Source organism: Balneatrix alpica DSM 16621 (assembly GCF_000619885.1).
Taxonomy (GTDB): Bacteria; Pseudomonadota; Gammaproteobacteria; order Pseudomonadales; family Balneatricaceae; genus Balneatrix; species Balneatrix alpica.
Genome location: NZ_KK211040.1, coordinates 118575 through 143131, shown reverse-complemented (window position 1 = coordinate 143131; position 24557 = coordinate 118575). Strand labels below are relative to the sequence as shown.

Genomic DNA, 24557 nt, shown 5'->3' with positions numbered 1-24557 from the left:
GCAAGCTCTCAAGACAAGATCAACAAAAAGCCGTCGCCTTGTACCTGATGGGGTAGCAGGGGCGACGGCTTTTTTATTTACAGACGTACCTTCACATAGCTGCCTGGAGCAGCCTGGAGTGCGGGGTACTGCTCACTGCCAGGCTGGCTCGGAGCAGGGATATTTTTACCTGCGCGACGCTTGAGCCAGGTTTTCCAATGGTTCCACCAGCTGCCGGGTTGTTGCTCGGCACTGGCCAGCCATTTTTCGGCATCCTGGTCGCGGTTGGCATTGGTCCAGAAATGCCGACGATTTTTGCTAGCAGGGTTGATTACCCCTGCGACATGACCACTGGCACCGAGGATAAACTCAACATTGCCACCGAAATGACTGGCACCTTTGTAGGTGGTTTTCCAGGGGGCAATATGGTCATCAATGGTGGAGAGGAAGTAACAGGGCTGCTTGATCTTGCTCAGATCCACGGCCTCACCACAGAGCTGCAGGCCGCCCGGTTGCACCAGTTTGTTCTGCAGATACATGTTGTTGATGTAGAAAGAGTACATATCCGCCGCTAAATTGGTCGGGTCGCTGTTCCAGTAGAGGATATCGAAGGCCGCCGGTTGTTTACCCTTCAAATAGTTATTCACCACATAAGACCAAATCAAATCATTGGCTCTGAGGAGGTTAAAGGTGGCGGCCAGATCCCGACCGGAAAGGACGCCTTGCTCCTGTACCCGCTGCTCTAAATGTTTAATTTGTTCCTGGTCGATGAAAACGCTGAGCTCACCGGGGTCGCTGAAGTCGGTCAGGGTGGTGAGGAAGGTAGCGGAGCCAATGCGCTCATCGCCTCGCGCTGCCATCACTGCCATCGCTGAGGCGAGCAGGGTACCACCGACACACCAGGCCACCGCATTGAGTTTGGCATCGCCAGGATGCACAGCCTGCACGACTTCGATTGCCTTGAAAATTCCGCGCTCCAGGTAATCCTCCCAGCTAAGGTGGCGCTGTTCGGCGGTCGGATTAGCCCAGGAGATCAGGAAGGTGTGTTGGCCTTGATCGACGCAGAACTTCACAAAGGAATTATCTGGTTGCAGATCCAGAATATAAAACTTGTTGATGCAGGGTGGCACGATCAGCAATGGACGTTCGCTTACTTCAGCAGTGCTGGGGCGATATTCAATCACCTGAATGAGATCATTCTGGAAAATCACTTCACCTGGGGTGACGGCCAGATTACTGCCAAGCTCGAAGGCAGTCTCATCCGTCATGCTGATCCGGCCCTTTTCCAGGTCGTTAAGCAGATTTTGCATGCCATCAAGCAGGGTTTGGCCTTTGCTCTCCAGTGCAGCTTGAATGACCTCGGGGTTAGTGTGGGCGAAGTTGCTGGGAGACATCGCATCAACGAACTGCCGGGTATAGAAGTTGAGCAACTGTTTCTGCCTGGGCTCTAAGGGAGCGTCAGCGGTGAGTTCGTCGTAGAAATTGGCGGTGAGCAGGTAGGATTGCTTGATGTAGTCAAAAATAGGCTGTTCTTGCCAGCTTTTATCCTGAAAGCGCTTATCTTTGCTGGAGGCGCCTTCCCCAGTCAGCCACTGTTGCCAGAGTTGTAGCTGCTTTTGTTGCAGTTGGCCGAGAGACTGCCACCAATGCAGCGGGTTATCCAGATTGTGCTGCATCAGGGTTTGCCAGGCCTCTGTCAGCTGCCGGGTGACTTCCTGGTTCATGCCATTGCTACTCATCAGCTGCTGCAGTTGCTTTTGGCTTTGTGCACTAAATTGTTGCAACCAGGCCAGCTGAGGGTTGGACTCTTGCATAGGGGAGACTCCTCCATGATTGATCGTTCTTTGCGCATCTTAGAGCCACTATGGGGCCTTGCCCAGTAGTCTTGCGGATAAAGATGACACTTCGATGAGCCAGCTCAAACAGGCAGGCCCCTAGTAAAGGATTAAAACGTGGCTCGCTATGTGACTACATGCAGAAAACGTGCCCTGATAGTGTGCTGTCTGGTAACGGCTCCAGATCGCTGATTAGGTAGAGAAAAAATGCTGGCGAGGTCGAAAAAGTGTTTTCTGAAAATCCAGGTTCCTGCTATAACTCCTGCGAAGTTTCTCTAACCTACGGTAATAAGGGTTATATCATGACCAACCTGGTGAAGACGTTGGTAGCAGGCGCGGTGCTTTCCGCTTCTGCCGTGGCTATGGCAGCTGAGGATGCAGTGCTGCATATCTACAACTGGTCTGACTATATTGCAGAAGACACTATCGCTAATTTCGAGAAGGAAACTGGCATTAAGGTGGTGTATGACGTCTACGACAGTAACGAGATGTTGGATGCCAAGCTGTTGTCAGGTAATAGCGGTTTTGATTTGGTGGTGCCTTCCGACTTCTTCCTGGGGCGCCAGATTGCAGCCAAGATTCACCAGCCGCTGAATAAAGAGCTGCTTGGCAACTATGCCAACCTGGATGAGCAGCTGCTGAAAGTAGTGAGCACGGTTGACCCTGGCAACGCCTATGCCGTGCCCTACATGTGGGGAACCAATGGTATTGGTTATAACCCGGAGAAAGTGAAGGCAGCTTTGGGCGAAAATGCACCGGTAGATTCCTGGGATCTGGTATTTAAGCCAGAGAATATGGAAAAGCTGGCCTCTTGTGGCGTAGCCTTCCTGGATTCCCCGACCGAGATCATGGCGGCGGCCTTGGCCTACATTGGCAAGGATCCCAACTCAGAAGAAAAAGATGACTACGAAGCGGCAAAAGAGATGATGCTCAAAGTGCGCCCCTTCGTGAAATACTTCCACTCCTCGCAGTTCATTAATGATCTGGCCAATGGTGAGATCTGTGTGGCGGTCGGTTACTCAGGTGACATTCTGCAAGCTGCTGCTCGTGCGGAAGAAGCCAAGAATGGCGTCACCGTGGAGTATCGTATCCCTAAAGAGGGGGCGCAGATGTGGGTAGATTCTCTGGTGATCCCCGCAGATGCTAAGCATGCCGAGAATGCGCACAAGTTTATTGACTTTGTGTTGCGTCCCGAAGTGGTGGCAGGTATCACTAACTACGTGATGTACGCCAACCCCAATGCCAAGGCGACCGAATTGGTTGATGAGGCCGTGAAGACCAATGCGGGGATTTATCCCAGTGAAGAGGTGAAGGCCAAGCTGTTCATGGTGACGCCTCGTTCAGCTAAGATTGAGCGCATCATTACCCGTACCTGGACCACTATCCAGACTAACCGCTAAGTTCTCATGTGACTTAGGTTAAGGGTGCGTTTCAACAAGGGGTGCTTAGGCACCCCTTTGTCTTTCCCCGATGTAATTAGGGGGCCTGTAATCGCAGCGGAGAGAGTGTTTTGACGGAGTTAGTGTTGTATTCCACCCTGGGTTGCCACCTATGTGAACAGGCAGAGCAGCTGTTAACGCAGGCAGGGTTAGCTTATCGCTATGTTGATATTGCCGATGAGGATCAACTTTTAGGGCGCTATGGTAGCCGCATTCCGGTGTTGGCAATGAGTGGCAGGGATGATGAGTTAGGTTGGCCGTTTGACCAAGCCAAGTTGCAGCGCTACTTGGCTGGTGAGGTTTTTCCTGATCTGTCTGCCGCAGGTTTTAATCCGCTGGCTGATTAAGGCGAAAAAAAGTACGGGTGGTGGTGAGGCAGGCGGAGGCGATATGTTCGGCTGGCTCAGGTCGGTGGGCAAACACTGTTGCTGCCACTTCTGGCAGATAGGCAGGCTCATTGCGTCGCGACTTCGGTTTAGGGCATAGCGTGCGGGGCAATAGGTAAGGTGCATCGGTTTCCAGCATCAGGCGTTCAAGCGGGATGTCTTTTAGCAAGGGCAAAAGATGTTGGCCGCGGCGCTCGTCACAGATCCAGCCGGTTAAACCTATGTGTAGGTCTAAATCCAAATAGGCATAGAGTGCGGTCTTGTCAGCAGTAAAACAGTGAATAACCCCCTGGCTGAGGTGATCTCGGTAGTCTTTCAGGATGGCGTACTGACGCTTAAAGGCCTCTCTCTCATGCATGAAAACCGGCAAGCCGGTCTGGCAGGCGAGTTCTAGCTGGGCACAGAAGGCTGCCTCCTGTTGTGGGCGCGGAGAGAAGTCACGATTAAAGTCCAGCCCTGTTTCACCAATCGCTTTGACGGCTGGCTCGGAGGCCAGGGCTTTGAGTTGGCTTAAACTGATGTGAGTAAAGTCTTTGGCGTCGTGTGGGTGAACGCCCGCGGTGCAAAACAGGTAGTCAGGGTGTTGCCTGCAAAGGGCTACGGCTTGTTCTGACGTCTCAAGATCGGTGCCGGTGACGATCATGTTAATCACCCCAGCCTCTTGAGCTCGGCGGATAACGTCATCAAGATCATGGGAGAAGTCAGAGTTGGTCAAATTAACGCCAATATCAATGAATTCCATGGTGCTATGGTAAAAAAGTTGATAGATAACAAATGGCTAAACTTAAATAGTACTCTGCAAATGGCTATACTCAGAGCCATTGGCATGATAGCAGGCTTTCCAGAGGGTAAGTAGGCATGGCCGGAATTCTGGACACAGTAGATCAGCGTACGCAACTGGTGGGTGAGAACCGGCTAGAATTGCTGATGTTTAAGTTGCAGTCGCGTCAGCTTTTTGCCCTGAACGTGTTTAAGGTGCAGGAAGTGATGCAGTTGCCGAAGTTGACTAAATTTCCACAGAGTCATCCGATGGTGCGTGGTGTGGCGACCCTGCGTGGTCAGGCGGTCACGGTGGTTGATTTAAGCGCAGCCATTGGCTTAAAGCCTATTGATACCTCAGTAGGATGCAACCTGATCGTGACGGAGTATAACCGTACGGTTCAGGGCTTTGTGGTGGGCAGTGTTGATCGCATTATCAACCTGAACTGGAATCACATCATGCCACCGCCTGCGACGGCAGGGCGAAATCATTATCTCACTGCAGTGACGCGCTTAGACGATAATCAGATTGTTGAAATTATCGATGTGGAAAAGGTGCTGGCGGAAATTGTTAGCTATACCACTGAAATTAGTAGCGGTGTTGTAGAGGAAGAGTTGTTTAGTGTGACACGTGGCATGAAGGTGCTGGTGGTGGATGACTCTACTACCGCACGTTCGCAGGTGTCGGGTATTCTGCAGCACTTTGGTATTGAAGTCATTCAGGCTACTGATGGCGCCAAGGCCGCTCGAATGCTGAAAAAGTGGGCGGACGATGGCCGTAATCTTCCCGGTGAGTTGCTGATGGTGATTACTGATGCGGAGATGCCGGAGATGGATGGTTATCGCTTAACCAGAGTCATTCGGGAGGATCCACGGATGCGGGATCTCTATATAGTGCTCAATACTTCTTTGAGTGGCAGCTTTAACGAGGCCATGGTGGAGAAGGTCGGCTGTGATAAGTTCATATCTAAATTCCAACCAGATGTGCTTGCTGGGATTATTCAGGAGCGCGTTAAGCAGGTCATGGAGCAGGTGTAGTCTCCCAGCGCTCTTGAGTAAGGCAATAAAAAACCACCCTAGGGTGGTTTTTTATTGCCGAGTGCATTGGCTGATAAGCCTGGCTAGCTGGGTGTAACACCCAGCTAGCCTACACATCCTAGGCGTTTTGTTGGCGCTTTAGGCGTGGATCGTTAAGTGCACGGCGGCGGGGGCGAGGTGTTTCCTCAGTATTGTCTGTTTGAGCTTCTGTAGCGGCTACTGTATTGGCTTGTGCCTCCACTGCTACATCAGATGCTTCAGACTCCTGTTCCTGGTGACTGCTACTGTTAATGGTAGCGGTCTCCTGTGCAGTGACTGGCTCACTGACTGTGGGAGCGGTGTCGGAACTGGCAGCAGATTGTTCTGCGTCCGTGACCACTTCAGCCTTTTCGACATTGGTCTCTGCGGTCATCTGTGCAGGCTGTGCTGCAGCAGGCTCAGTGTTTTCGCTGTCACGGCTGGCTGTTGCTTCTTCACTAGGAGTAGCCACTGTGGCATCTGCGTGAGCAGGTGCGGTGTACTCTGAGCACTCCAGGAGAATGGGAGCTGTAACAAAGGGTTCGATAGAGGCAGGAGTAGCTTCCGTCTCAACCTTCTCGTTATTGCTTGCTTCCTTGGCGCGCTGTTTTTTGTCGGCGCGTGGTGAGCGTTCGTGACGATCACGGCGACGACGGCGCTGACGTCCTTCATCCTGGCTGTCATTACTGGCGGTGACGTTGTCCTGAGTCGCTTCGCTGGTTGCCTCTACCTTGGTGGTTTCCTCGGCTGCTTGCTCTTCAGGTGCAGTGGTTTCAACAACTACTGCTTGCTGCTGAGGCTCGGTCGATGGCTCGCTGACAACATTCTCTGAGGGCTGAGCGTTGTTCTCTGCTTGTTCTTCCGCAGCTTGCAAGTGAGCGGGAAGGGGAGTGCGACGACCACTGCGCTCACGGCGGCGACGACTGCGGCCACGGCGGCCATCGGTGTTGACGACCTCTTCCTGGCTGTCCTGCTGCTCGTTGCTTTGGTTGCTGCTGTCGCTATTTTCTTGGGCTTCGCGGGCTTGCTGCTCACGTTGCTGACGACGCTCGTGACGTTCCTGGCGCTCGCGTTGACGACGTTCCTGACGCTCCTCACGAGTTTCGCGGGGTTCATCATTGTTGCGCTCGGTTCGCTCACTGCGATCCTGACGCTCGCTGCGTTCTTCGCGGTTGTCACGATCCTGACGATCACGGCGCTCATTGCGGTCGCGGCGATTACGGCGTTCGCCACGGTCGTTACGCTCAGAGCGCTCACGGCGTTCGCCACGATTGTCAGAGCGGGTTTCGCTCTTGGCTTCTTTGGTTTCGCTGCTGGGTTGTGGCTCAGCTGCTTTGCTATCACCTTGGAACCAGCTAGTGAACGCGCGCAGTAAACGACGACCGAGGCTGGTGTCGCTGGTGGCGGTGGCCGTTACAACCGGTGCGGCAATTGGGGTTTCAACAGCTGCTGGTGCAGGAGTAGTGGGGGGCAGAGATTTAACCGCGGCCTCTTCGCGTAGCAGCGGCTGAGGGGCTTTGAGTTCGGTGACTTCTGCTTCTGGTGCTTCAATCAATTCATAGCTGGCATCGGTCGAACGTGCTTCTACGTTGTCATCACGCAGGCGGATAACTTCGTAGTGTGGTGTCTCCAGGTGCGGGTTCGGTACGATGATGACCTTGACGCCCTGTTGTTGCTCCAGCTTGCTAATGTTGCTGCGCTTTTCGTTCAGCAGGAAAGACGCCACGCTAACCGGCACAAGGGCACGGATTTGTGCGGTGCGCTCTTTCAGTGCCTCTTCTTCGATCAGACGCATGATGGAAAGGGCCAGAGAGCCAACGTCACGGATACTGCCTTGGCCATGGCAACGGGGGCAGGTCATGGCAGTGGTTTCGCCCAGAGAAGGGCGTAGGCGCTGTCGAGACATCTCTAGCAGGCCAAAACGAGAAATGCGGCCGATCTGTACTCGGGCGCGGTCAAGCTTGAGTGCTTCTTTTAAGCGGTTTTCCACTTCGCGTTGGTTGCGGATCGGTGTCATGTCGATGAAGTCGATCACCACCAAGCCACCTATGTCGCGCAGTCGTAGCTGACGCGCGATCTCATCTGCTGCTTCCAGGTTGGTTTGCAGTGCGGTTTCCTCAATATCGCCGCCTTTGGTTGCCCGTGAGGAGTTGATGTCGATGGATACCAGGGCTTCGGTTGGGTCGATAACAATGGAACCACCGGAAGGCAGGCGCACTTCGCGCTGGAAAGCAGTCTCGATTTGGGACTCGATCTGGAAGCGGGTAAACAGCGGAATCTCTTCTTTGTAGAGTTTGAGCTTCTGCTGGAAGTTAGGCATTACCTGGCGGGCGAAGTTAAGTGCATCCTGTTGAACGCTTTCGCTGTCAATTAATACTTCGCCAATATCCTGGCGCAGGTAATCACGCATCGCACGGATGATAACGTTGCTTTCCTGGTAAATCAGGAAGGGTGCAGGACGGTTCTCAGCAGCGGAGCGAATGGATTCCCACAGTTGCATTAGGTAATCCAGATCCCATTGCAGCTCTTCAGCACTGCGGCCAATACCGGCAGTACGTACGATCACGCCGGCACCGTTCGGCACATTGATACCGTCTAGGGCTTCTTTCAGCGCTTGGCGTTCATCCCCTTCAATGCGGCGGGAAATGCCGCCTGCGCGGGGGTTGTTGGGCATCAAAACCAGATAGCGGCCAGCCAGGCTGACGAAGGTTGTGAGGGCTGCGCCTTTGTTACCACGCTCTTCTTTGTCGATCTGAACAATGACTTCCTGGCCTTCGCGCACCATTTCACGAATGTTGCCGCGGCCGCCTTTGGCATTGTCACTAAAGTATTCTTTGGCGATTTCTTTCAGGGGTAGAAAGCCATGACGTTCGGCGCCGTAGTCGACGAAGGCGGCTTCCAAGCTGGGTTCGATGCGGGTGATGCGGCCACGATAGATGTTGGCTTTTTTCTGCTCACGACTGACGGATTCAATGTCGAGATCATACAGGCGTTGACCATCGACCAGCGCGACCCGGATTTCTTCGGGTTGGGTCGCATTAATCAGCATTCTTTTCATTGTGATTCTACTTAGATCGGGTCTGCCGTTCATGCAACCACGCGGGACAGCATCCTATACCAATTTACGCCGGTTCTTCTTGCTGGACGTCGGTGGCGGCCTGGCAGTGAGTGCACTGCTTATAAGCTTAGTTGGCCGCACGGTACCGCGTCAGGGCCGGCTCGGTGCTGTCGATCTCAAATTGTACTTGCCCGCCCACAGGGTTAGCGGATGAAACCATCACTGCCCAGCTTGTTGCCGCACGCGCCTCCAACGGGGAGGGGGGCAAAGGGCCGGAGTGTAAGCCAATCCTGTGGTGTGGCATGAGCATTGAACGGAAGACGGGTTTAATGCTTTGCAGCGCCATCCAGGTCTTCGTGATCGACAGGCTTCGCGGGGGCCCTGGGGGCAGCGGGAAGTATCGGGTGAAGGCTTGGGCTGGCGATGCAGCCAAATTCTTTTTCTCCACGGCCTGGCAGATTAGGCAACAGGTAGGTGGAGCAGGTATCATAAGCTGATATCAGGGCCAGGACACCAGTGTAATGCGGTCTAAACGGCATAAATACTGGACTGGAAGTCTATCAGCGCGCCCCAATATAGCAGCAATTCCGACAGGCGGCAAATGAGCCCCGTACGTTAAAACAGGTGTTATGACAGATTCTCAAGTGACTCCTTTGGGAGCAGTACAGTGGTTGACCATCCCGGCGGATGTGGAAGGTCAGCGAATCGACAATTATTTGCGTACGTTGCTCAAAGGGGTGCCGAAAACCCGCATTTACAGCATGCTGCGCAAGGGTGAGATTCGGATTAATAAGAAGCGGATTAAGCCTGACTATCGATTACAGGGTGGTGAGGAGTTGCGCTTGCCGCCAGTACGTTTGCCAGAGCGTGATGCGCCGCCGCCGGTAAGCCAGGCATTGGGGAATAGACTGGAGGGCGCCATTCTGTATGAGGATGATGCCTTACTGGTGATCAATAAGCCGGCGGGGCTGGCGGTGCATGGTGGTAGTGGTATTAGCCTCGGATTGATCGAAAGTCTGCGTCAGTTGCGGCCGCAGGAACGAATGCTGGAGTTAGTGCATCGTCTTGATCGGGATACATCGGGCTGCATTTTGATTGCCAAGAAGCGCTCGGCACTGCGGGCGATGCATGAGATGTTGCGCAATGGCGGTATCGATAAGGTATATCAGGCGTTAGTGATTGGTCGTTGGCCGAGCCGGCATCAGCATGTTAATGCTCCCTTAAAGAAGAATGAATTGCAGTCGGGCGAGCGAGTGGTGCGAGTGAGTCCAGAGGGGAAGCCCTCTCTGACGGAGTTCCGGGTGTTGGAGCGTTTTGCTCACTTTACGTTGGTGGAGGCTAAGCCCATTACAGGGCGAACTCATCAGATCCGGGTGCATAGTCAGTATGCGGGGCACCCCATTGTGGGTGATGATAAATACGGAACGGATGAGGGTAACCGCCAGGGCAAAGAGGTGGGCATTAGTCGGCTATTTTTGCATGCGGCTCGACTGAACTTCCGTCACCCTTTAACCGGCAAGCCCTTGAGTTTGGTTGCGCCCCTTGATGAGGTGTTGCAGCAGGGGGTCCTTCGCCTGCGGGAGCAGGGTTTAGACCTCACCTAACTGCAGTGCAATCTGCACCAATTCGGCCAGGGAGTTGGCCGCCATTTTCTCCATGGCATTAGCCCGATGAACTTCGATGGTTTTACGGCTAATGCCAAGAGTGTCTGCAATATCTTTGTTGGCTAGTCCCCGGACTACCCAATGCATCACTTCTTTCTCGCGTTTGGTCAAGCTGGCATAGCGATTTTGTAAGCTTTGCAGCTGTTGGCGTTGGCTAAATTGCTGCAAATCCTGGTGTAGCGCTTGCTGGACACGATCCAGAAGGGTTTGGTCGTTGAAAGGTTTTTCCAGAAAGTCGAGGGCGCCTTGTTTCATTGCTGTTACGGCCAGGGGGACGTCACCATGGCCGGTCATGACGATGACAGGCAGTGTGATATGGAGTTCATGCAAGTGTTGCTGTACCTGCAGGCCGCTCATGCCAGGCATGCGGATGTCGAGTAACAGGCAGCCAGGACGCTCTGGGTCGTACGCATGGAAAAAGGCATGGGGATCAGCATAGCCTTGGGCTTGGAGGCCCTCAGCTTCTAATAGCCACTGCAAGGAATCACGCAGGGCGTCATCATCATCCAGGATATAGATGGTGGCTTCGGGTAAGGACACTTAACTCGCTTCCTGTGGGCTGAGGGCGGGCAGGCTCAGGATAAAGCAGCTGCCTTGGCCTGGTTGGCTATTGGCTTCGAGACGGCCGTTGTGGGCTTCGGCCAATGAGCGGCTAATGGCAAGACCCATGCCTAGTCCGCCGCTTTTGGTAGTAAAAAACTGTTCAAAAATTTTGGCAAGCAATTCTGCTGCAATGCCGTGGCCTTGATCCTGTACCCGCAGCTGAATTTCCTCACCTTGTTGCTCAAGGCTAAGTTGAATGCGTTTCCAGCGCTTGGGGCCGGATTCGAGCGAGGCATCGACGGCATTTTTCAATAAATTGACCAGAATTTGTTCGATCTGGATGGGGTCGCCTTCAACCCAATAGCTGCCATTTGCTTGCAGGTTGATCAGAATGTGTTGGCGTCTGGCTTCATCCTCAAACCACTCCAGGGTTTTGCGCACTAATAGATGCAGGTCGAGGCGTTGGCGGCGGTATTCGTCTTTGCGCAAGAAGTGGCGCATACGGCTGATAATGGCAGCGGCACGCATGGCTTGTTCGCTGATCTTGTGTAGCGCCTGGCTGACAAAGGGGTATTGTTGCTGCCAGTGGGCAGGGAGGCGGCGCAGACTGCCACTGGCATAGTTGTTGATTGCGGCCAGTGGTTGGTTCAGTTCATGGGCCAGGCCTGAGGCGAGTTCTCCCATTGAAATAACGCGGCTGATGTGGGCCAGTTCCTGCAGATGTTGTCGATGTTCTGCCTCGGCCTGTAATTCGGGACGGCGGTCGCGGGCCAGTAAGGAGAAAAAGGGTTGGCTGAGATAGCGATGATGATGGCTTTGCAGGTGCAGCTCGACAGGAATGGGCTCATCAGGACTAAGGAGGTCGCATAGCTGGCGCCAGTGTAAGTTGGGGGGGCCTTGTTCGATTTGCTCCGTTAAAGCCTGCCAGTCCTGTGGGGTAAAGAGTTGTTGTAGAGGGTGCTGATTCAACTCTTCAGGCAATTGCAGTAACTGGCGTGCGGCGGAATTGGCATAGGTCAGGTGAAACTGCCCATCAAAAAACAATGCCAGATCGCTACTGGCTTCCACCAGGCTGGCCAGGCGTTGTTGGCTGAGCTGCTGACGCATGCGTCGGCTAACATCGCGGGAGATGCAGATGTAGCCGCTACTATTACCCTGGTCACTGCGCAGTGAGCGAGTGGTGGTTTCCAGCCAGGTATAACTGCCGTCTTTGCGTTTGAAGCGATAGGTGTTGGTGTAAAAGCCTTTTTCGTAAATCACGCTGGGGGCGCGTTCAATCACGGCACGGGCATCATCAGGGTGAAACAGTTCATAGGCGGGTAGGCCAACGACTTCTTCGGGACTGTAGCCTAATAGTGGCGTGATGGCGGCAGAAGCATAGGTGAAGGTCCAGGTGTCGTGAGTGTGGCAGGAGATCATGTCGGTCGACTTCTCGGCAATTTGCCGATAGAAGTGGTGTTCCTGTTGTAAGCGTTGCCTGTCAGCGAGTTCATGCAGGCGAGCCTTAAGCCAGTCCAGCAGTGCCTGGTGTTGTTGGCTGCAGCGGGGGCTAAGGTCGAGTTGCCAGCTGGGGCTGCGATGTGTGTGCGGTTTGCTCGAGGAGGCTGGAGTGAGTTTAGCTTCGCCTGGGGAGTGAGTGTTGATGAAGTTGAAAATGCCCTGCAGCAGCTGATCCTGGCACTTGAGTTGATGCCATTGATTGAGCTGAGATAGCGAGGGTTGGGGGGTGTTGGGTTCTGACATTCGGCTAGACTAGCATGCCGATAAATGAAGAGGGAATGGGGTGGGCGATGGGGCTTGAACCCACGACCGCCGGAATCACAATCCGGAGCTCTGCCAACTGAGCTACGCCCACCATTGACTCTTATTTGCAGCAGGTCGCTGCGAATGGCTGCGTATCATAGTGGCAAATAATTTGGAGTCAAGCCTAAACCTAAGATTTTCTTAAATTTTATCTATAGGGTGGGATGGGTGGCTGGGTTACAATGCCGCCACTGATTAAGTAAGGATTGGATGGGGTTGCTTAGCATGATGGGCAAGACGCAGCGAGAGCTGGTATTTGCAGCGGCAGATGACCTTTTAATGGCCGGGATTGAGCCCAGTGTGCGTCAGCTGGCCGCACGTTTGCCGGAGCTGGACGATATTCTGCTGCAGCAGGCGTTGCAGGATTGGTGGTTGCAGGTACCGCAGCGCGTGCAGTTTCGCATGCCCATAGCTGCTGATTTGCCGAAAGAGGTGGTAACCACGATTTCCCAGTTGTGGGAGCATGCGGTTAAGCATGCTAGTGATCAACTGGAAGCTGAGCGCCGTAATATGCAGATGCGCTTGGATGAGTTGGAGCAGGATAAGGCCCATCAACTAGAGCGGATGCGTGGTGAGTCTGAAGCCCAGGAACTGCGTATTGAGCAGCTCAAAGAGCGGGTGGAGGAGTTGGAGCAGCGCAATAAGGCTCTACAGGCCGAAGTGTCTGTATTGAAGGCTAATCTACATGCAGAAACCCAGACGCGTAATCAATATGAAGAGCGTGAGCGTGAAGCGCGGCATGAGCTGGAGCGGGTGGCGAAAAGCAAAGAAGAGATGCGTCAGCAGTTTGATCAGCGTCTAAAAGAAGAGCAGGCCCGTGCGCAAGAGCAGCTTGCCAAGCAGAAGTCGGAAGTGAGCCACCTGCGTTTGGTGATTGAGCAAAATAAAGATGAAAGTGGGAAGAAGGAAGCTGCTTTAACGCGCCAGATTCATGATTTGCAGGCGGAAGTGGCGCGTGGCGAGGTGAAGGTTGAAACTCAGCAGACACAGATTCGCAATCTGGAGCAGGAGCTGAAGGGCTATCGCCTGGAAACGGCTAACTCCAATAGAGATGCAACGAAGCTCAATGCGCAGATTCTGGCGGAAGTGAATAAGAACAAGCGTCTGGAAGATCGGGTACAGCAGCTTGAGCATGAGTATAAAGAGCTGAACAAAAAGCTTTCTAGTAATGCGATGGATAGCGCACGTCGCGAGGCTGAGTTGCGCCAGCAAGTGAATGAGCGTGATGATGAACTCTTGAAGCTGAAAGCTCAGCTGAAGCAGCAGCAAAGTAATTTGCTTGCTAGAGAGGAAGAAGTGAAACGTTTACAGGCGCGCTTGCACGCTTAAAGGCGTACAGCGTCTGTGTTCTATATTGAAAGAGCCAACCCTGCAGGGGGAGGCAGATTGATGAAAAAGCCGGCTACCCGGCTTTTTTGTTTAGAGCAAATAAAGTGGCTGCGACAAGGATGTGCCTAGCGTAAAAAGGTGCGGCTGATATGGCGAAACTCGTCACTGCCGGCTCGACGTAACCACTCAAATACCACCATTTCTCTGCTGACGATGTGCGCGCCAGCGCTGTCCATTCGAGCTAAGGCTAGCTCTTTGTCTAGTTCAGAACGTGAGCCGACAGCATCGGCTACGACAAAAACCTGTTTGCCGTTCTGTAGTAGTTCCAGCACGCTTTGTAGTACACAAACATGGGCTTCAATGCCGATTACTACCACTTGATTGTAGGGGGCTAGTGCGGCCATGCAGCCGGGGTCTGCCGCACAGGAGAAGCTCATTTTTTCTAATGCAGGCGTTTGGTTGCAGCGCTCCCATAACGGCTCGACAGTGTGGCCTAGTCCACGAGGATACTGTTCGCTAATAATTTGTGGCTGTTTGAGGTAGGTGGCGATTTCGGTCAGCCAGCACTGGTTGGCAAGTAGTTCATCTGCATCAGTAATGGCTGGTAGAAGCTTGTCCTGCACATCTACGATCAGTAAACACGAGTTTTGGGCGTCAATTAGCATGGGCGGTTCTCGCGATTGGCTTATTCGGGGCGGCGGTCAACCATTAATGTGGCTTGGCCGGTGGCAACCACTTTTTCTCCCACTAAACATTCTGTTTTTAACGTCACACGGCGGCGGCGCTCATCAATTGCTTCAATGGTGGCGACGGCAGTCAAGGTATCACCGATAAAGACCGGCGCTTTGAATTTTAACGACTGGTCAACGTAAATAGCGCCGGGCCCAGGGAGGCACATGCCTAGTACAGCGGAAATCAAGCCGGCACTTAGCATTCCATGGGCAATACGCTGTTCAAAGATAGTGTTTGCGGCAAACTCTGCATTGACATGGACAGGGTTAAAGTCACCGGTGATGCCAGCAAACTGGTACACATCAGCTTCTGCAATGGTTTTGCCGAAGGAGGCACTCATGCCAACGGATAAGTCTTCCAGATAATAACCATGTAGTGACTGCATAGGCGATTCCTTGCTAAGACGGGTGGAGGAACAAGTGCTGGCATCTTAGGTGAGGGGGTGAGAGGAGTCTAGCGCTTGCGACTTTTTATTAGGGAAAACCCTAATTTGTTGTGCTATAACAGGCACATCACTCTGCTTTGTTGAAGGGAAAGGATATGAGTTATCAAGCGCCTGTACAGGATATGCAATTTGTCTTGGATGAGTTGGTGGGGATGGCAGAGATTAGCCAGCTTCCTGGCTATGAGGAGGCAACGCCAGATCTGCTGCAGGCGGTGTTAGAAGAAGCAGCGCGTTTGGCTGCGGAGGTGTTGGCGCCCTTGAATCGGGTAGGCGATCAGCAGGGCGCTAAGCTTGAAAATGCTGAAGTGAAGACTGCGGAGGGGTTTGCCCAGGCCTACCAGCAATTGGTTGAAGGTGGTTGGACCAGTTTGGCGGCTTCTCCTGAGTATGGTGGGCAAGGTTTACCCGAAGTGCTGGCGCTGGCAGTGCAGGAGATGTGGCATAGCGCCAATATGGGTTTTGCCTTGTGTCCGATGTTAACTCAGGGGGCGATTGAGGCGCTCAGTTCCCATGCTACGGCAGAGTTAAAAGAGGCCTACCTGGCAAAATTGATCAGTGGTGAGTGGACGGGGACGATGAATTTGACCGAACCCCAGGCGGGATCGGACTTGGCCTTGTTGCGTGCTAAAGCGGAGCCGCAAGGAGATCACTACCTGATTAAAGGGCAGAAAATCTTTATTACCTGGGGGGAGCATGATTGTGCGGAGAATATCATCCACCTGGTGCTGGCACGTCTGCCGGATGCACCGGAAGGGGTGAAGGGTATCTCTCTGTTTGCTGTGCCTAAGTACCTGGTTAATGCCGATGGTAGTCTGGGGCAGCGTAATGATCTGCAGGCCACTGCCTTGGAGCACAAGCTGGGTATCCATGGGAGTCCGACCTGTGTCATGAGTTTTGGTGATCAGGCGGGAGCGGTGGGTTATTTGATTGGTCAGCCGCATCAGGGGTTGGTGTGTATGTTTACCATGATGAATCATGCGCGCCTCTCTGTGGGTTTGCAGGGCGTCGCCATTGGTGAGCGGGCTTATCAGCAGGCTGTTGCCTATGCGCGTGAGCGGGTGCAGGGGGTGCCGGTAGGTCAGCGCGAGCGCGGAGCCATTTTGGCGCACCCGGATGTGCAGCGAATGCTACTTAGTATGCGGGTTATTAATGAAGCGGGGAGGGCATTGGCTTATCAGTGTGCGGCAGCGATGGATCGTGCCCATAAGGGAGATGAGTCGCAGCGTTCATTCTGGCAGGCGCGAGCGGCGTTATTAACGCCGATTGTTAAGGGGTGGTGTACTGAGCTGGCGCAGGAAGTGACCTCGTTAGGCGTGCAGGTGCACGGAGGTATGGGTTATATCGAAGAAACCGGTGCGGCTCAGCATTATCGTGATGCTCGTATTCTGGCGATTTATGAGGGTACTAATGGTATTCAAGCGCTAGACATGATTGGTCGTAAGACTCTTTTTGATAAAGGGCAGGCGGTCAGTCAGTGGTTAGATGAGGTGGCTGATGTTGTGCGCCAGCTAAGTGAGGTGCCGGCGCTGCAGTTGCTTGCTGAGCGCTTACAGACAGCGGAGCAGCAGGGGCGGCAAAGCTTGGCATGGGTGTTGGAACAGGGGAGTGATCAGCAGGCTATGGCGGCGGTTGCTTATCCTTACATGATGCAACTCAGTACTTTGGCAGGTGGATGGCAAATGGGGCTGGCGGCGTTAAAAGCTTGGCCAAAGCGGGAGCAGGGAAGTTTTTATCAGGCTAAGCTGGTGAGCAGTCAGTTCTATATGGAGCAGGTGTTACCCCGTGCTCAGGCCTATGCGCAAACTGTTGCGGCCGGAGGGCTGGCTTTGGCTGGGTTTGCCGCCGACTGGTATTAAGGATTAAGCAGGATAGACCCTGGTAATGATGAGGGGTCTATCCTGCTAATGTTAAGAATGCACAGGATTAGTCGTGCAAGTGATCAGCGGCGTAGAGGGTGTTTTCCATCAAAGTTGCCACTGTCATAGGGCCGACTCCGCCAGGAACTGGAGTAATCCAGCTGGCTCGCTCAGCGGCCGGGGCAAACTCTACGTCACCAACCAGGTTGCCGTCTTCCAGACGGTTAATGCCCACGTCAATCACAATGGCACCAGGTTTGATCCACTCTCCTTTTACGATGCCAGGCTTGCCTACGGCAACCACCACCAGATCCGCGCCCTGAACCTTACCGGCTAGATCTCTAGTAAAGCGGTGGGTTGTAGTCACGGTGCAGCCAGCCAGCAGAAGCTCCAGCGTCATGGGGCGGCCCACAATATTGGAGGCGCCGACAATGACAGCGTCCAGGCCGTACATATCAACTCCGGTGGACTTCAATAACGTCATGATGCCTTTGGGAGTGCAGGGGCGTAACAGAGGCATGCGCTGAGCCAGGCGCCCCATATTAAAAGGATGGAAGCCATCCACATCTTTATCAGGACGGATGCGTTCCAGGATAGAGTCGGCATTTAGTTGAGCCGGGAGTGGCAACTGTACCAAGATGCCATCTATGTTTGGGTCTGCATTGAGGCGATCTACCAAGGCTTCCAGCTCTTCTTGGCTGGTGGCTTGGGGTAAGTCATAGGATTCAGAATAAAAGCCTACTTCCTCGCAAGCGCGTCGCTTGCTACCTACATAAACCTGGGAGGCGGGATCTTGGCCGATTAAGATAACGGCCAGGCCAGGGCGGCGCTTGCCAGCGTCCAAGCGTGCTTGGACACCACGGGCTACCTGATCCCTTACTTGTTTGGCTATGGCTTTGCCATCAATGAGTTGTGCGCTCATGGTGGGGGGAGTCTTCCTCGCTGTCGAATTGCCGCGCAATTTTCGCACGCTTTGCCAAGCGAGCCAAATGGTTGAAATTCACGTGGCCATCGTCAGCGCTAAGCCCTTGACCCTAGAGGATTTCATGATAATATTGCGGCCTCGTTTGGCAGCGCTGCTCACCCTCGAGCAGAAAGATGTGCGCTTGTAGCTCAACCGGATAGAGCATCGGCCTTCTAAGCCGAGGGTTGCAGGTTCGAGTCCTGCCAGGCGCGCCATGTCAAATGGTATCTCTAGGTTATGGTGGGCGTAGCTCAGTTGGCAGAGCTCCGGATTGTGATTCCGGCGGTCGTGGGTTCAAGCCCCATCGCCCACCCCATTCCTTCAGTGCCTAAAACTTTGCCGAGAAACAAGCCCTTAGGTCTTAGGTGCTTGACTCCGAGGTGGGGTTTAATGAGAATGCACGTCTTTAAGATAGAGTTCGCTATCCAGGTCTATTTTGGGCTTTGTTGGTGAGAACCCTGAGTGGTGCTCTTAGCGCACCAGCCATAGCGAGAATTTAGTTAGCGCTAAGCATTGTGAGGCAGATTCATGCAAGTTTCCGTTGAAGCGACTACCTCCCTGGAGCGTCGTCTGACCGTGACCATTCCTGCGGCCCGTATTGATGCGGATGTAGAGAAGCAATTAAAAGATGCTGCTCGTACCGTACGTGTCGATGGCTTCCGTAAGGGTAAGGTACCGGCCAAGCTGGTGAAGCAGCGTTATGGCAAAGGTATTCGCCAGGATGTACTGAGCGATCTGATTCGCTCCAGCTTTTTTGAAGCTGTAACCCAGGAGAAGCTGAATCCCGCTGGTTCTCCTGCTATTGAGCCGACTCAGGATCAAGAAGGTCAGGACTTCCAGTACGTTGCTACTTTTGAAGTGTTCCCTGAAATCAAATTGGCTGACTTTGCAGCCGCGAACATTGAGCAGCAGTCTGCTGACGTAACTGATGCTGATGTTGACACCATGATTGAAACGCTGCGTAAGCAGCAGTCTCAGTGGCAAGACGTTGAGCGTGCGGCTGCTGACGGCGATCGTATTACTCTGGATTTTGAAGGCTTTGTTGATGGCGAAGCGTTCGAAGGCGGCAAAGCCGAGGGTTACGAGCTGGTATTGGGTTCCAACTCTATGATTCCTGGCTTCGAAGCTGGCCTGTTGGGCTTGGCAGCTGGTGCTGAGAAAGATCTGGAAGTGAACTTCCCTGAGGAATACCACGCGGAAAACCTGAAAGGTAAGCCTGCAGTATTCAAGGTTAAAGTCACTAAGGTTGCCGAGCCTGTGCTGCCTGAGCTGAATGAAGAGTTCTTCAAAAAGTTCGGTATTGAAGAAACGACTCAAGAAGCCTTCCGTAGCGAAATCCGCAAGAATATGGAGCGCGAGCTGAAAAACGCGCTACGTAACAAGACCAAGACCCAGGTGCTGGCTGAGCTGCGTCGCTTGAACCCCATCGATCTGCCCAAGGCACTGATCGACGAGGAAATCGATGTACTGCGTCGTCAAGCTGTACAGCAGTTTGGTGGTAACCTGGAAAACTTTGATCTGAACATGCTGCCTGCTGAGCTGTTCCAAGATCAAGCTGAGCAACGCGTGCGTAATGGCCTGTTGCTAGCTGAGTTCATTCGTAGCAACGAACTGAAAGCTGATGAAGAGCGTGTTAAAGCCTTTGTTGAAGACATGGCTTCCGCTTATCAGCAGCCAGAAGAAGTCGTGAGCTACTTCCTCAATGATGCTAATCAGCGTCGTCAGATTGAGTCTGTGGTAGTAGAAGATCTGGCGGTTGAGAAGCTGCTGGCCGTTGCCAACCTGAGTCAGAAACAGGTTAGCTATGAAGAGGCCATCAAGCCCGCTCAGCAGGCTGAAGCTGCAGAATAATACTGGCTTGACTTAGTCAGTACTCTTGAAAAACGATAGTTGTTACAGTCATGCTGTAATGGCTATCGTTTTTTCATCTTGGCGTTAAGGGAGTTGCAGGCAAACCATGAACAAATTTTCTGCTCAGTCAGGTATTCAGGGTACACCGGAAGCGGCCAGTTTGGTTCCCATGGTGGTGGAGCAATCCGCCCGTGGTGAGCGCGCCTATGATATCTATTCACGTCTGCTTAAAGAGCGGGTGATTTTTTTGGTGGGGCCGGTGGAAGATCACATGGCCAACCTAGTAGTTGCTCAATTGCTGTTCCTTGAATCGGAAAACCCCGATAAGGATATTCACCTTTACATTAACTCGCCTGGTGGTGCGGTGACGGCTGGCATGGCGATCTATGACACCATGCAGTTCATCAAGCCTGATGTGAGCACCCTATGTATTGGCCAGGCTGCCAGTATGGGGGCATTGCTGCTGGCTGGTGGTGCAGCAGGTAAGCGTTTTGCCCTGCCTCATTCACGTGTCATGATCCATCAGCCTCTTGGTGGTTATCAGGGGCAAGCAACAGATATTGAGATTCACACGCGTGAAATTCTCACAATTCGTGATAAGCTGAATCGAGTCCTGGCTAAACATACAGGTCAGGATCTGGAAACCATCGCTCGCGATACTGATCGCGATAACTTTATGGACCCGACTGCAGCGCAACAATATGGCCTGATTGACAAAGTATTAAGCCAGCGCGGTGCCTAACTAACAGGCGCAAGGGTGAGGGCGGTTGATTTTATAGGTGCCGGCCCTCATTCTGATTGCAGAAGTCGATAGTTTTACGGGGATGTCGAATGGCCGACGATACACGCAAAAAGGGTGATGACGGAAAGCTGCTGTACTGTTCCTTCTGTGGCAAGAGTCAACATGAGGTGCGTAAGCTGATTGCCGGGCCCTCGGTCTACATTTGCGACGAGTGTGTGGACCTGTGCAACGATATTATTCGTGAAGAAATCCAGGAGCATGGCAAGGAACAGCCGCAGAGTGACCGGTTACCTTCCCCGCAGGAAATTAAGCAGACTCTGGATGAATATGTAATTGGGCAGGATCGGGCCAAGCGGGTCTTGGCGGTAGCGGTTTATAACCACTATAAGCGCCTGCGCATGAGTGACAAGAATGGCGATATTGAGCTGGGCAAGAGTAATATTTTGCTGATTGGTCCTACCGGTAGTGGTAAAACCCTATTGGCACAAACGCTAGCTCGCTTACTTAACGTACCCTTTACCATTGCTGATGCGACTACCCTGACGGAAGCTGGTTATGTAGGGGAAGATGTTGAGAACATCATTCAGAAACTACTGCAGAAATGTGACTACGATGTAGAAAAAGCCCAAATGGGTATCGTCTACATTGATGAAATCGACAAGATTTCGCGCAAATCTGATAATCCCTCCATTACCCGTGATGTATCAGGCGAAGGTGTTCAACAAGCCCTGTTGAAGCTGATTGAAGGTACGGTTGCTTCTGTGCCTCCCCAGGGTGGGCGTAAGCATCCTCAGCAAGAGTTCTTGCAGGTTGATACCACCAATATCCTCTTTATTTGTGGAGGTGCTTTTGCCGGCTTAGAGAAGATCATCCGTGATCGCAGTGAGCGTAGTAGCATTGGTTTCTCTGCAACGGTGAAATCCAAGCTGGACGGCAAAAGTACAACGGAAACCTTGGCCGAAGTAGAAGCAGAGGACTTGGTTCGTTACGGCTTGATCCCTGAGTTTGTTGGGCGTTTGCCGATGGTGGCTACCTTGGGTGAGCTGGATGAAGCGGCGCTGATGCAAATTCTGGTTGAGCCGAAGAACGCTTTAACCAAACAATATGCCAGACTATTTGGGATGGAAGACGTTGAGCTGGAGTTCCGCGATGATGCATTGCATGCCATTGCTAAGCGTGCGATGGAGCGAAAAACCGGTGCCCGAGGTTTGCGTACCATTATGGAAAACGTGTTGCTTGATACCATGTTTGAACTACCTTCGTTAGAGGGAGTCAGTAAAGTGGTAATTGATGCATCGGTGATTAATGGTGAGTCCCAACCTTTGATGATTTATGAAAGTACGGAAGAGGCTCGCGCGGTGCCCGAGCGCTAAGTACAACGCTTTGCCTGGAGCCATTTGGCTTGGGCCCAGCTAGATAAAAAGGGGCGTAGGCCCCTTTTTTGTCGAATCCTGGGTAAATAGCATTGCAAAACAATGACGCAGGCCCCACGTTAGGCTCTAACTGATTTTACGGGTTGGCCGGAATGGCTGGCTCGATTGCCCTGAGGTGTCTATGGAGCAGCAAGCATCCAAACAAGCGGTGACGCTCGTCACTGTCCCCTTGCTACCACTGCGGGATGTAGTGGTGTTCCCCCATATGGTCATTCCCCTGTTCGTTGGGCGCGACAAGTCTGTTGCTGCACTGGAACAGGCAATGCAAGAAAACAAGGAAATCCTACTGGTAGCCCAGCGTAATGCGGCGGATGAGGATCCTGCCTGGGAGGATCTGTTTGGCATAGGCACTGTTGCCACGATTTTGCAGTTGTTAAAGCTGCCAGATGGCACAGTAAAAGTGCTGGTAGAGGGCGAGTATCGTGCTCGTATCCGTGAGGTAGATTTTTCTGATGAGTGCTACCGAGCGAAGGTTACGGCGATTAACGAGCCTGAAGTGCGTGATGCTGAAGCCCAGGTATTAAGTCGTGCGCTGATGACTCAGTTTGAACAGTATGTGCAGCTGAGTAAGAAAGTACCGGCGGAGGTGGTGTCTTCACTGTCTAACATTGAAGAGCCTGGACGTTTGGCGGATACCATTTCTGCCCATATGAATTTGAAGCTGGCTGATAAGCAAAAAGTGCTGGAGCTGGCGGATATCGTTGAACGTGTTGAGCAGCTGATTGCCCATATGGAAGCGGAGATTGACCTGATCCAGGTTGAGCGTCGCATCCGTGGTCGGGTTAAAAAGCAGATGGAGAAAAGTCAGCGCGAGTATTATCTCAACGAGCAAATTAAGGCGATTCAAAAAGAGTTGGGCGACCTGGATGATAATGGCGTCAATGAAATTGAAGAGCTGAAAAAGCGTATTGAGCAGGCTGGGATGTCAAAAGAGGCCCATGCAAAAGCGATGGCTGAGCTCAATAAGCTGAAAATGATGTCGCCGATGTCGGCAGAAGCCACCGTGGTGCGTAGTTATCTGGATTGGCTAATTGGCCTGCCCTGGAGCAAGCGTAGTAAAGTGCGCCATGATTTGGCGATGGCAGAACAGATTCTGAACGAAGACCACTATGGCCTGAATGAAGTTAAGGAACGCATTCTTGAGTTTCTGGCGGTACAGCAACGGGTTAAGAAGGTCAAAGGCCCTGTACTTTGCTTGGTAGGCCCCCCCGGTGTGGGTAAAACCTCTTTGGGGCAGTCGATTGCTCGTGCTACTAACCGTAAATATGTGCGTATGGCCCTTGGTGGGGTGCGTGATGAGGCCGAAATTCGTGGTCATCGCCGGACCTACATTGGCTCTATGCCGGGCAAGTTGGTGCAGAAATTATCAAAAGTAGGGGTGAAAAACCCGCTGTTCCTGCTTGATGAAATCGACAAAATGGGGATGGATCATCGTGGCGATCCAGCTTCCGCCTTGTTAGAGGTGCTGGATCCGGAGCAGAACCATAATTTCAACGATCACTATCTGGAGGTCGATTATGACCTATCAGACGTGCTCTTTGTTTGTACCTCCAACTCCATGAATATCCCTGCACCTTTGCTGGATCGGATGGAGATTATCCGTATTCCCGGTTATACCGAGGATGAAAAGGTCAACATTGCCCAGCGTTATCTGCTGCCTAAACAGATGCAAAATAGCGGTCTGAAGGAAAAAGAGCTGCAGGTTGAAGAGGAGGTTATCCGTGACTTAATCCGCTATTACACCCGTGAAGCCGGGGTGCGAGGGTTAGAGCGCGAGATTGCTAAACTCTGCCGTAAAGTGGTGAAGGCTCGCTTGCTGAGCAAAGACAAAACCGAACAAACCCGAACCATCACTGCCGTTCAGTTAGAAGAGTTGATCGGTGTGCGCAAGTTCAGCTTCGGTAAGGCTGATGAGGAAGATTTGATTGGGCAGGTGAATGGCCTGGCTTGGACTCAGGTCGGTGGTGATATCCTGACAATCGAATGTGCACTGGTACCAGGCAAAGGCCGAGTGATAAAGACGGGCTCCCTTGGTGATGTGATGCAGGAGTCTATTCAGGCAGCCATTACTGTGGTGCGCTCACGAGCTAAAGCCTTGGGCATTGCGCCTGATTTCCACGAGAAACAGGATTTGCATGTGCACGTTCCTGAAGGTGCGACGCCGAAGGATGGCCCCAGTGCGGGTATTGCGATGTGTACGGCAATGGTATCGGTGTTGGCGGGTGTGCCTATCCGCTCTACGGTAGCCATGACAGGTGAGATCACACTGCGTGGTCAGGTGTTGCCCATTGGTGGATTAAAAGAGAAGCTGTTGGCGGCTCACCGTGGAGGTATTAAGACGGTGATTATTCCGGATGAAAACCGTCGTGACTTGAAAGAAATTCCAGAAAATATCAAAGCTGAGCTAGAAATTCGTCCAGTTAAATGGATCGATGAGGTTTTGGCGATTGCGTTGCAGTACGTACCGCAGCCCAAAAATGGCGAAGAAAGCCAAGAAGTGAGCAAAACGACGGCAAAAGCGCAGGGAAAGGAGCAGGATTCTGATCCCAGTGCTCACCCGAGCACACATTAAAATGGCTCCAGGCCCCGTCAATCCTGGCTTGACACCAGTTTGAGGGGCTTGGTATAAATGAGCCCTGCCTGTTTTTGCCATCGGATTAGAACTAAAAGAGTAACGGAACTT

18 protein-coding genes and 3 tRNA genes are annotated in these 24557 nt (G+C 52.7%); 12 read left to right on the top strand and 9 right to left on the bottom strand.

The window, feature by feature from the left end; genetic code table 11:
- Positions 1-77: 77 nt before the first annotated feature.
- A complete protein-coding gene (locus Q334_RS0113430; RefSeq protein ID WP_027313661.1) occupies positions 78-1793 on the bottom strand; it encodes a PHA/PHB synthase family protein in 1716 nt (571 codons plus the stop codon).
- A gap of 323 nt (positions 1794-2116) precedes the next feature.
- Here Q334_RS0113430 and Q334_RS0113425 point away from each other — a divergent pair, with 323 nt between their 5' ends.
- On the top strand, positions 2117-3214 hold the full coding sequence (locus Q334_RS0113425) for a polyamine ABC transporter substrate-binding protein (protein WP_027313660.1): 1098 nt from the start codon (positions 2117-2119) through the stop codon (positions 3212-3214).
- Between the two features lie 110 nt (positions 3215-3324).
- Complete coding sequence (locus Q334_RS19155) at positions 3325-3600, top strand: glutaredoxin family protein (RefSeq protein WP_051527798.1); 276 nt, start codon at positions 3325-3327, stop codon at positions 3598-3600.
- Here the strand turns inward: Q334_RS19155 and Q334_RS0113415 are convergent.
- Complete coding sequence (locus Q334_RS0113415) at positions 3581-4381, bottom strand: TatD family hydrolase (protein WP_027313659.1); 801 nt, start codon at positions 4379-4381, stop codon at positions 3581-3583. The genes Q334_RS19155 and Q334_RS0113415 overlap by 20 nt on opposite strands.
- A 116-nt stretch (positions 4382-4497) precedes the next feature.
- Here Q334_RS0113415 and Q334_RS0113410 point away from each other — a divergent pair, with 116 nt between their 5' ends.
- On the top strand, positions 4498-5436 hold the full coding sequence (locus Q334_RS0113410) for a chemotaxis protein CheV (RefSeq protein ID WP_027313658.1): 939 nt from the start codon (positions 4498-4500) through the stop codon (positions 5434-5436).
- A gap of 118 nt (positions 5437-5554) precedes the next feature.
- Here Q334_RS0113410 and rne read toward each other — a convergent pair whose 3' ends face one another.
- Entirely contained in the window at positions 5555-8512 is a 2958-nt protein-coding gene (gene rne / locus Q334_RS19150) for a ribonuclease E (RefSeq protein ID WP_155889002.1), read from the bottom strand.
- Positions 8513-9141: 629 nt separating this feature from the next.
- Here rne and rluC point away from each other — a divergent pair.
- Entirely contained in the window at positions 9142-10116 is a 975-nt protein-coding gene (rluC, locus tag Q334_RS0113395) for a 23S rRNA pseudouridine(955/2504/2580) synthase RluC (protein ID WP_027313656.1), read from the top strand.
- Here the strand turns inward: rluC and Q334_RS0113390 are convergent.
- The 3 genes from Q334_RS0113390 to Q334_RS0113380 form a co-directional block, all read right to left on the bottom strand.
- Complete coding sequence (locus Q334_RS0113390; protein WP_027313655.1) at positions 10102-10716, bottom strand: response regulator transcription factor; 615 nt, start codon at positions 10714-10716, stop codon at positions 10102-10104. The two genes, rluC and Q334_RS0113390, sit on opposite strands and share 15 nt — an antisense overlap.
- Positions 10717-12462 carry a PAS domain-containing sensor histidine kinase gene (locus tag Q334_RS19145; protein ID WP_051527796.1) on the bottom strand — a complete coding sequence of 582 codons (1746 nt, stop codon included), beginning with the start codon at positions 12460-12462 and terminating at the stop codon, positions 10717-10719.
- A gap of 36 nt (positions 12463-12498) precedes the next feature.
- Positions 12499-12574, bottom strand: a tRNA-His gene (locus tag Q334_RS0113380).
- A 173-nt stretch (positions 12575-12747) separates the two neighbouring features.
- On the opposite strand from Q334_RS0113380, the gene Q334_RS0113375 reads away from it, so the two are divergent.
- Entirely contained in the window at positions 12748-13851 is a 1104-nt protein-coding gene (locus tag Q334_RS0113375; protein WP_162157434.1) for a DNA-binding protein, read from the top strand.
- Positions 13852-13976: 125 nt separating this feature from the next.
- On the opposite strand, the gene Q334_RS0113370 is transcribed toward Q334_RS0113375, so the two are convergent.
- Together Q334_RS0113370 and Q334_RS0113365 are read right to left on the bottom strand one after the other, a co-directional pair.
- Complete coding sequence (locus tag Q334_RS0113370; RefSeq protein WP_027313653.1) at positions 13977-14516, bottom strand: hydrolase; 540 nt, start codon at positions 14514-14516, stop codon at positions 13977-13979.
- Between the two features lie 20 nt (positions 14517-14536).
- Entirely contained in the window at positions 14537-14968 is a 432-nt protein-coding gene (locus tag Q334_RS0113365) for a MaoC family dehydratase (RefSeq protein ID WP_027313652.1), read from the bottom strand.
- Between the two features lie 155 nt (positions 14969-15123).
- Between Q334_RS0113365 and Q334_RS0113360 the strand changes: the two genes are divergently transcribed.
- Entirely contained in the window at positions 15124-16884 is a 1761-nt protein-coding gene (locus Q334_RS0113360) for an acyl-CoA dehydrogenase family protein (protein WP_027313651.1), read from the top strand.
- Positions 16885-16951: 67 nt separating this feature from the next.
- Here Q334_RS0113360 and folD read toward each other — a convergent pair whose 3' ends face one another.
- A complete protein-coding gene (gene folD, locus Q334_RS0113355; protein ID WP_027313650.1) occupies positions 16952-17806 on the bottom strand; it encodes a bifunctional methylenetetrahydrofolate dehydrogenase/methenyltetrahydrofolate cyclohydrolase FolD in 855 nt (284 codons plus the stop codon).
- 180 nt (positions 17807-17986) lie between these two features.
- Between folD and Q334_RS0113345 the strand changes: the two genes are divergently transcribed.
- From Q334_RS0113345 to lon, 6 genes are all read left to right on the top strand, one after another.
- A tRNA-Arg gene (locus Q334_RS0113345) sits at positions 17987-18063 on the top strand.
- A gap of 25 nt (positions 18064-18088) precedes the next feature.
- Positions 18089-18164: transfer RNA gene (locus Q334_RS0113340), tRNA-His, on the top strand.
- A 212-nt stretch (positions 18165-18376) separates the two neighbouring features.
- Positions 18377-19699 carry a trigger factor gene (tig, locus tag Q334_RS0113335; protein WP_027313648.1) on the top strand — a complete coding sequence of 441 codons (1323 nt, stop codon included), beginning with the start codon at positions 18377-18379 and terminating at the stop codon, positions 19697-19699.
- A gap of 106 nt (positions 19700-19805) precedes the next feature.
- Positions 19806-20441: an ATP-dependent Clp endopeptidase proteolytic subunit ClpP gene (gene clpP, locus Q334_RS0113330; protein WP_035461622.1), complete on the top strand. Its 636-nt coding sequence runs from the start codon at positions 19806-19808 to the stop codon at positions 20439-20441.
- Between the two features lie 89 nt (positions 20442-20530).
- Positions 20531-21814: an ATP-dependent Clp protease ATP-binding subunit ClpX gene (gene clpX / locus Q334_RS0113325; RefSeq protein ID WP_027313646.1), complete on the top strand. Its 1284-nt coding sequence runs from the start codon at positions 20531-20533 to the stop codon at positions 21812-21814.
- Between the two features lie 181 nt (positions 21815-21995).
- Positions 21996-24446: an endopeptidase La gene (gene lon, locus Q334_RS0113320; RefSeq protein WP_027313645.1), complete on the top strand. Its 2451-nt coding sequence runs from the start codon at positions 21996-21998 to the stop codon at positions 24444-24446.
- Positions 24447-24557 lie beyond the last annotated feature (111 nt).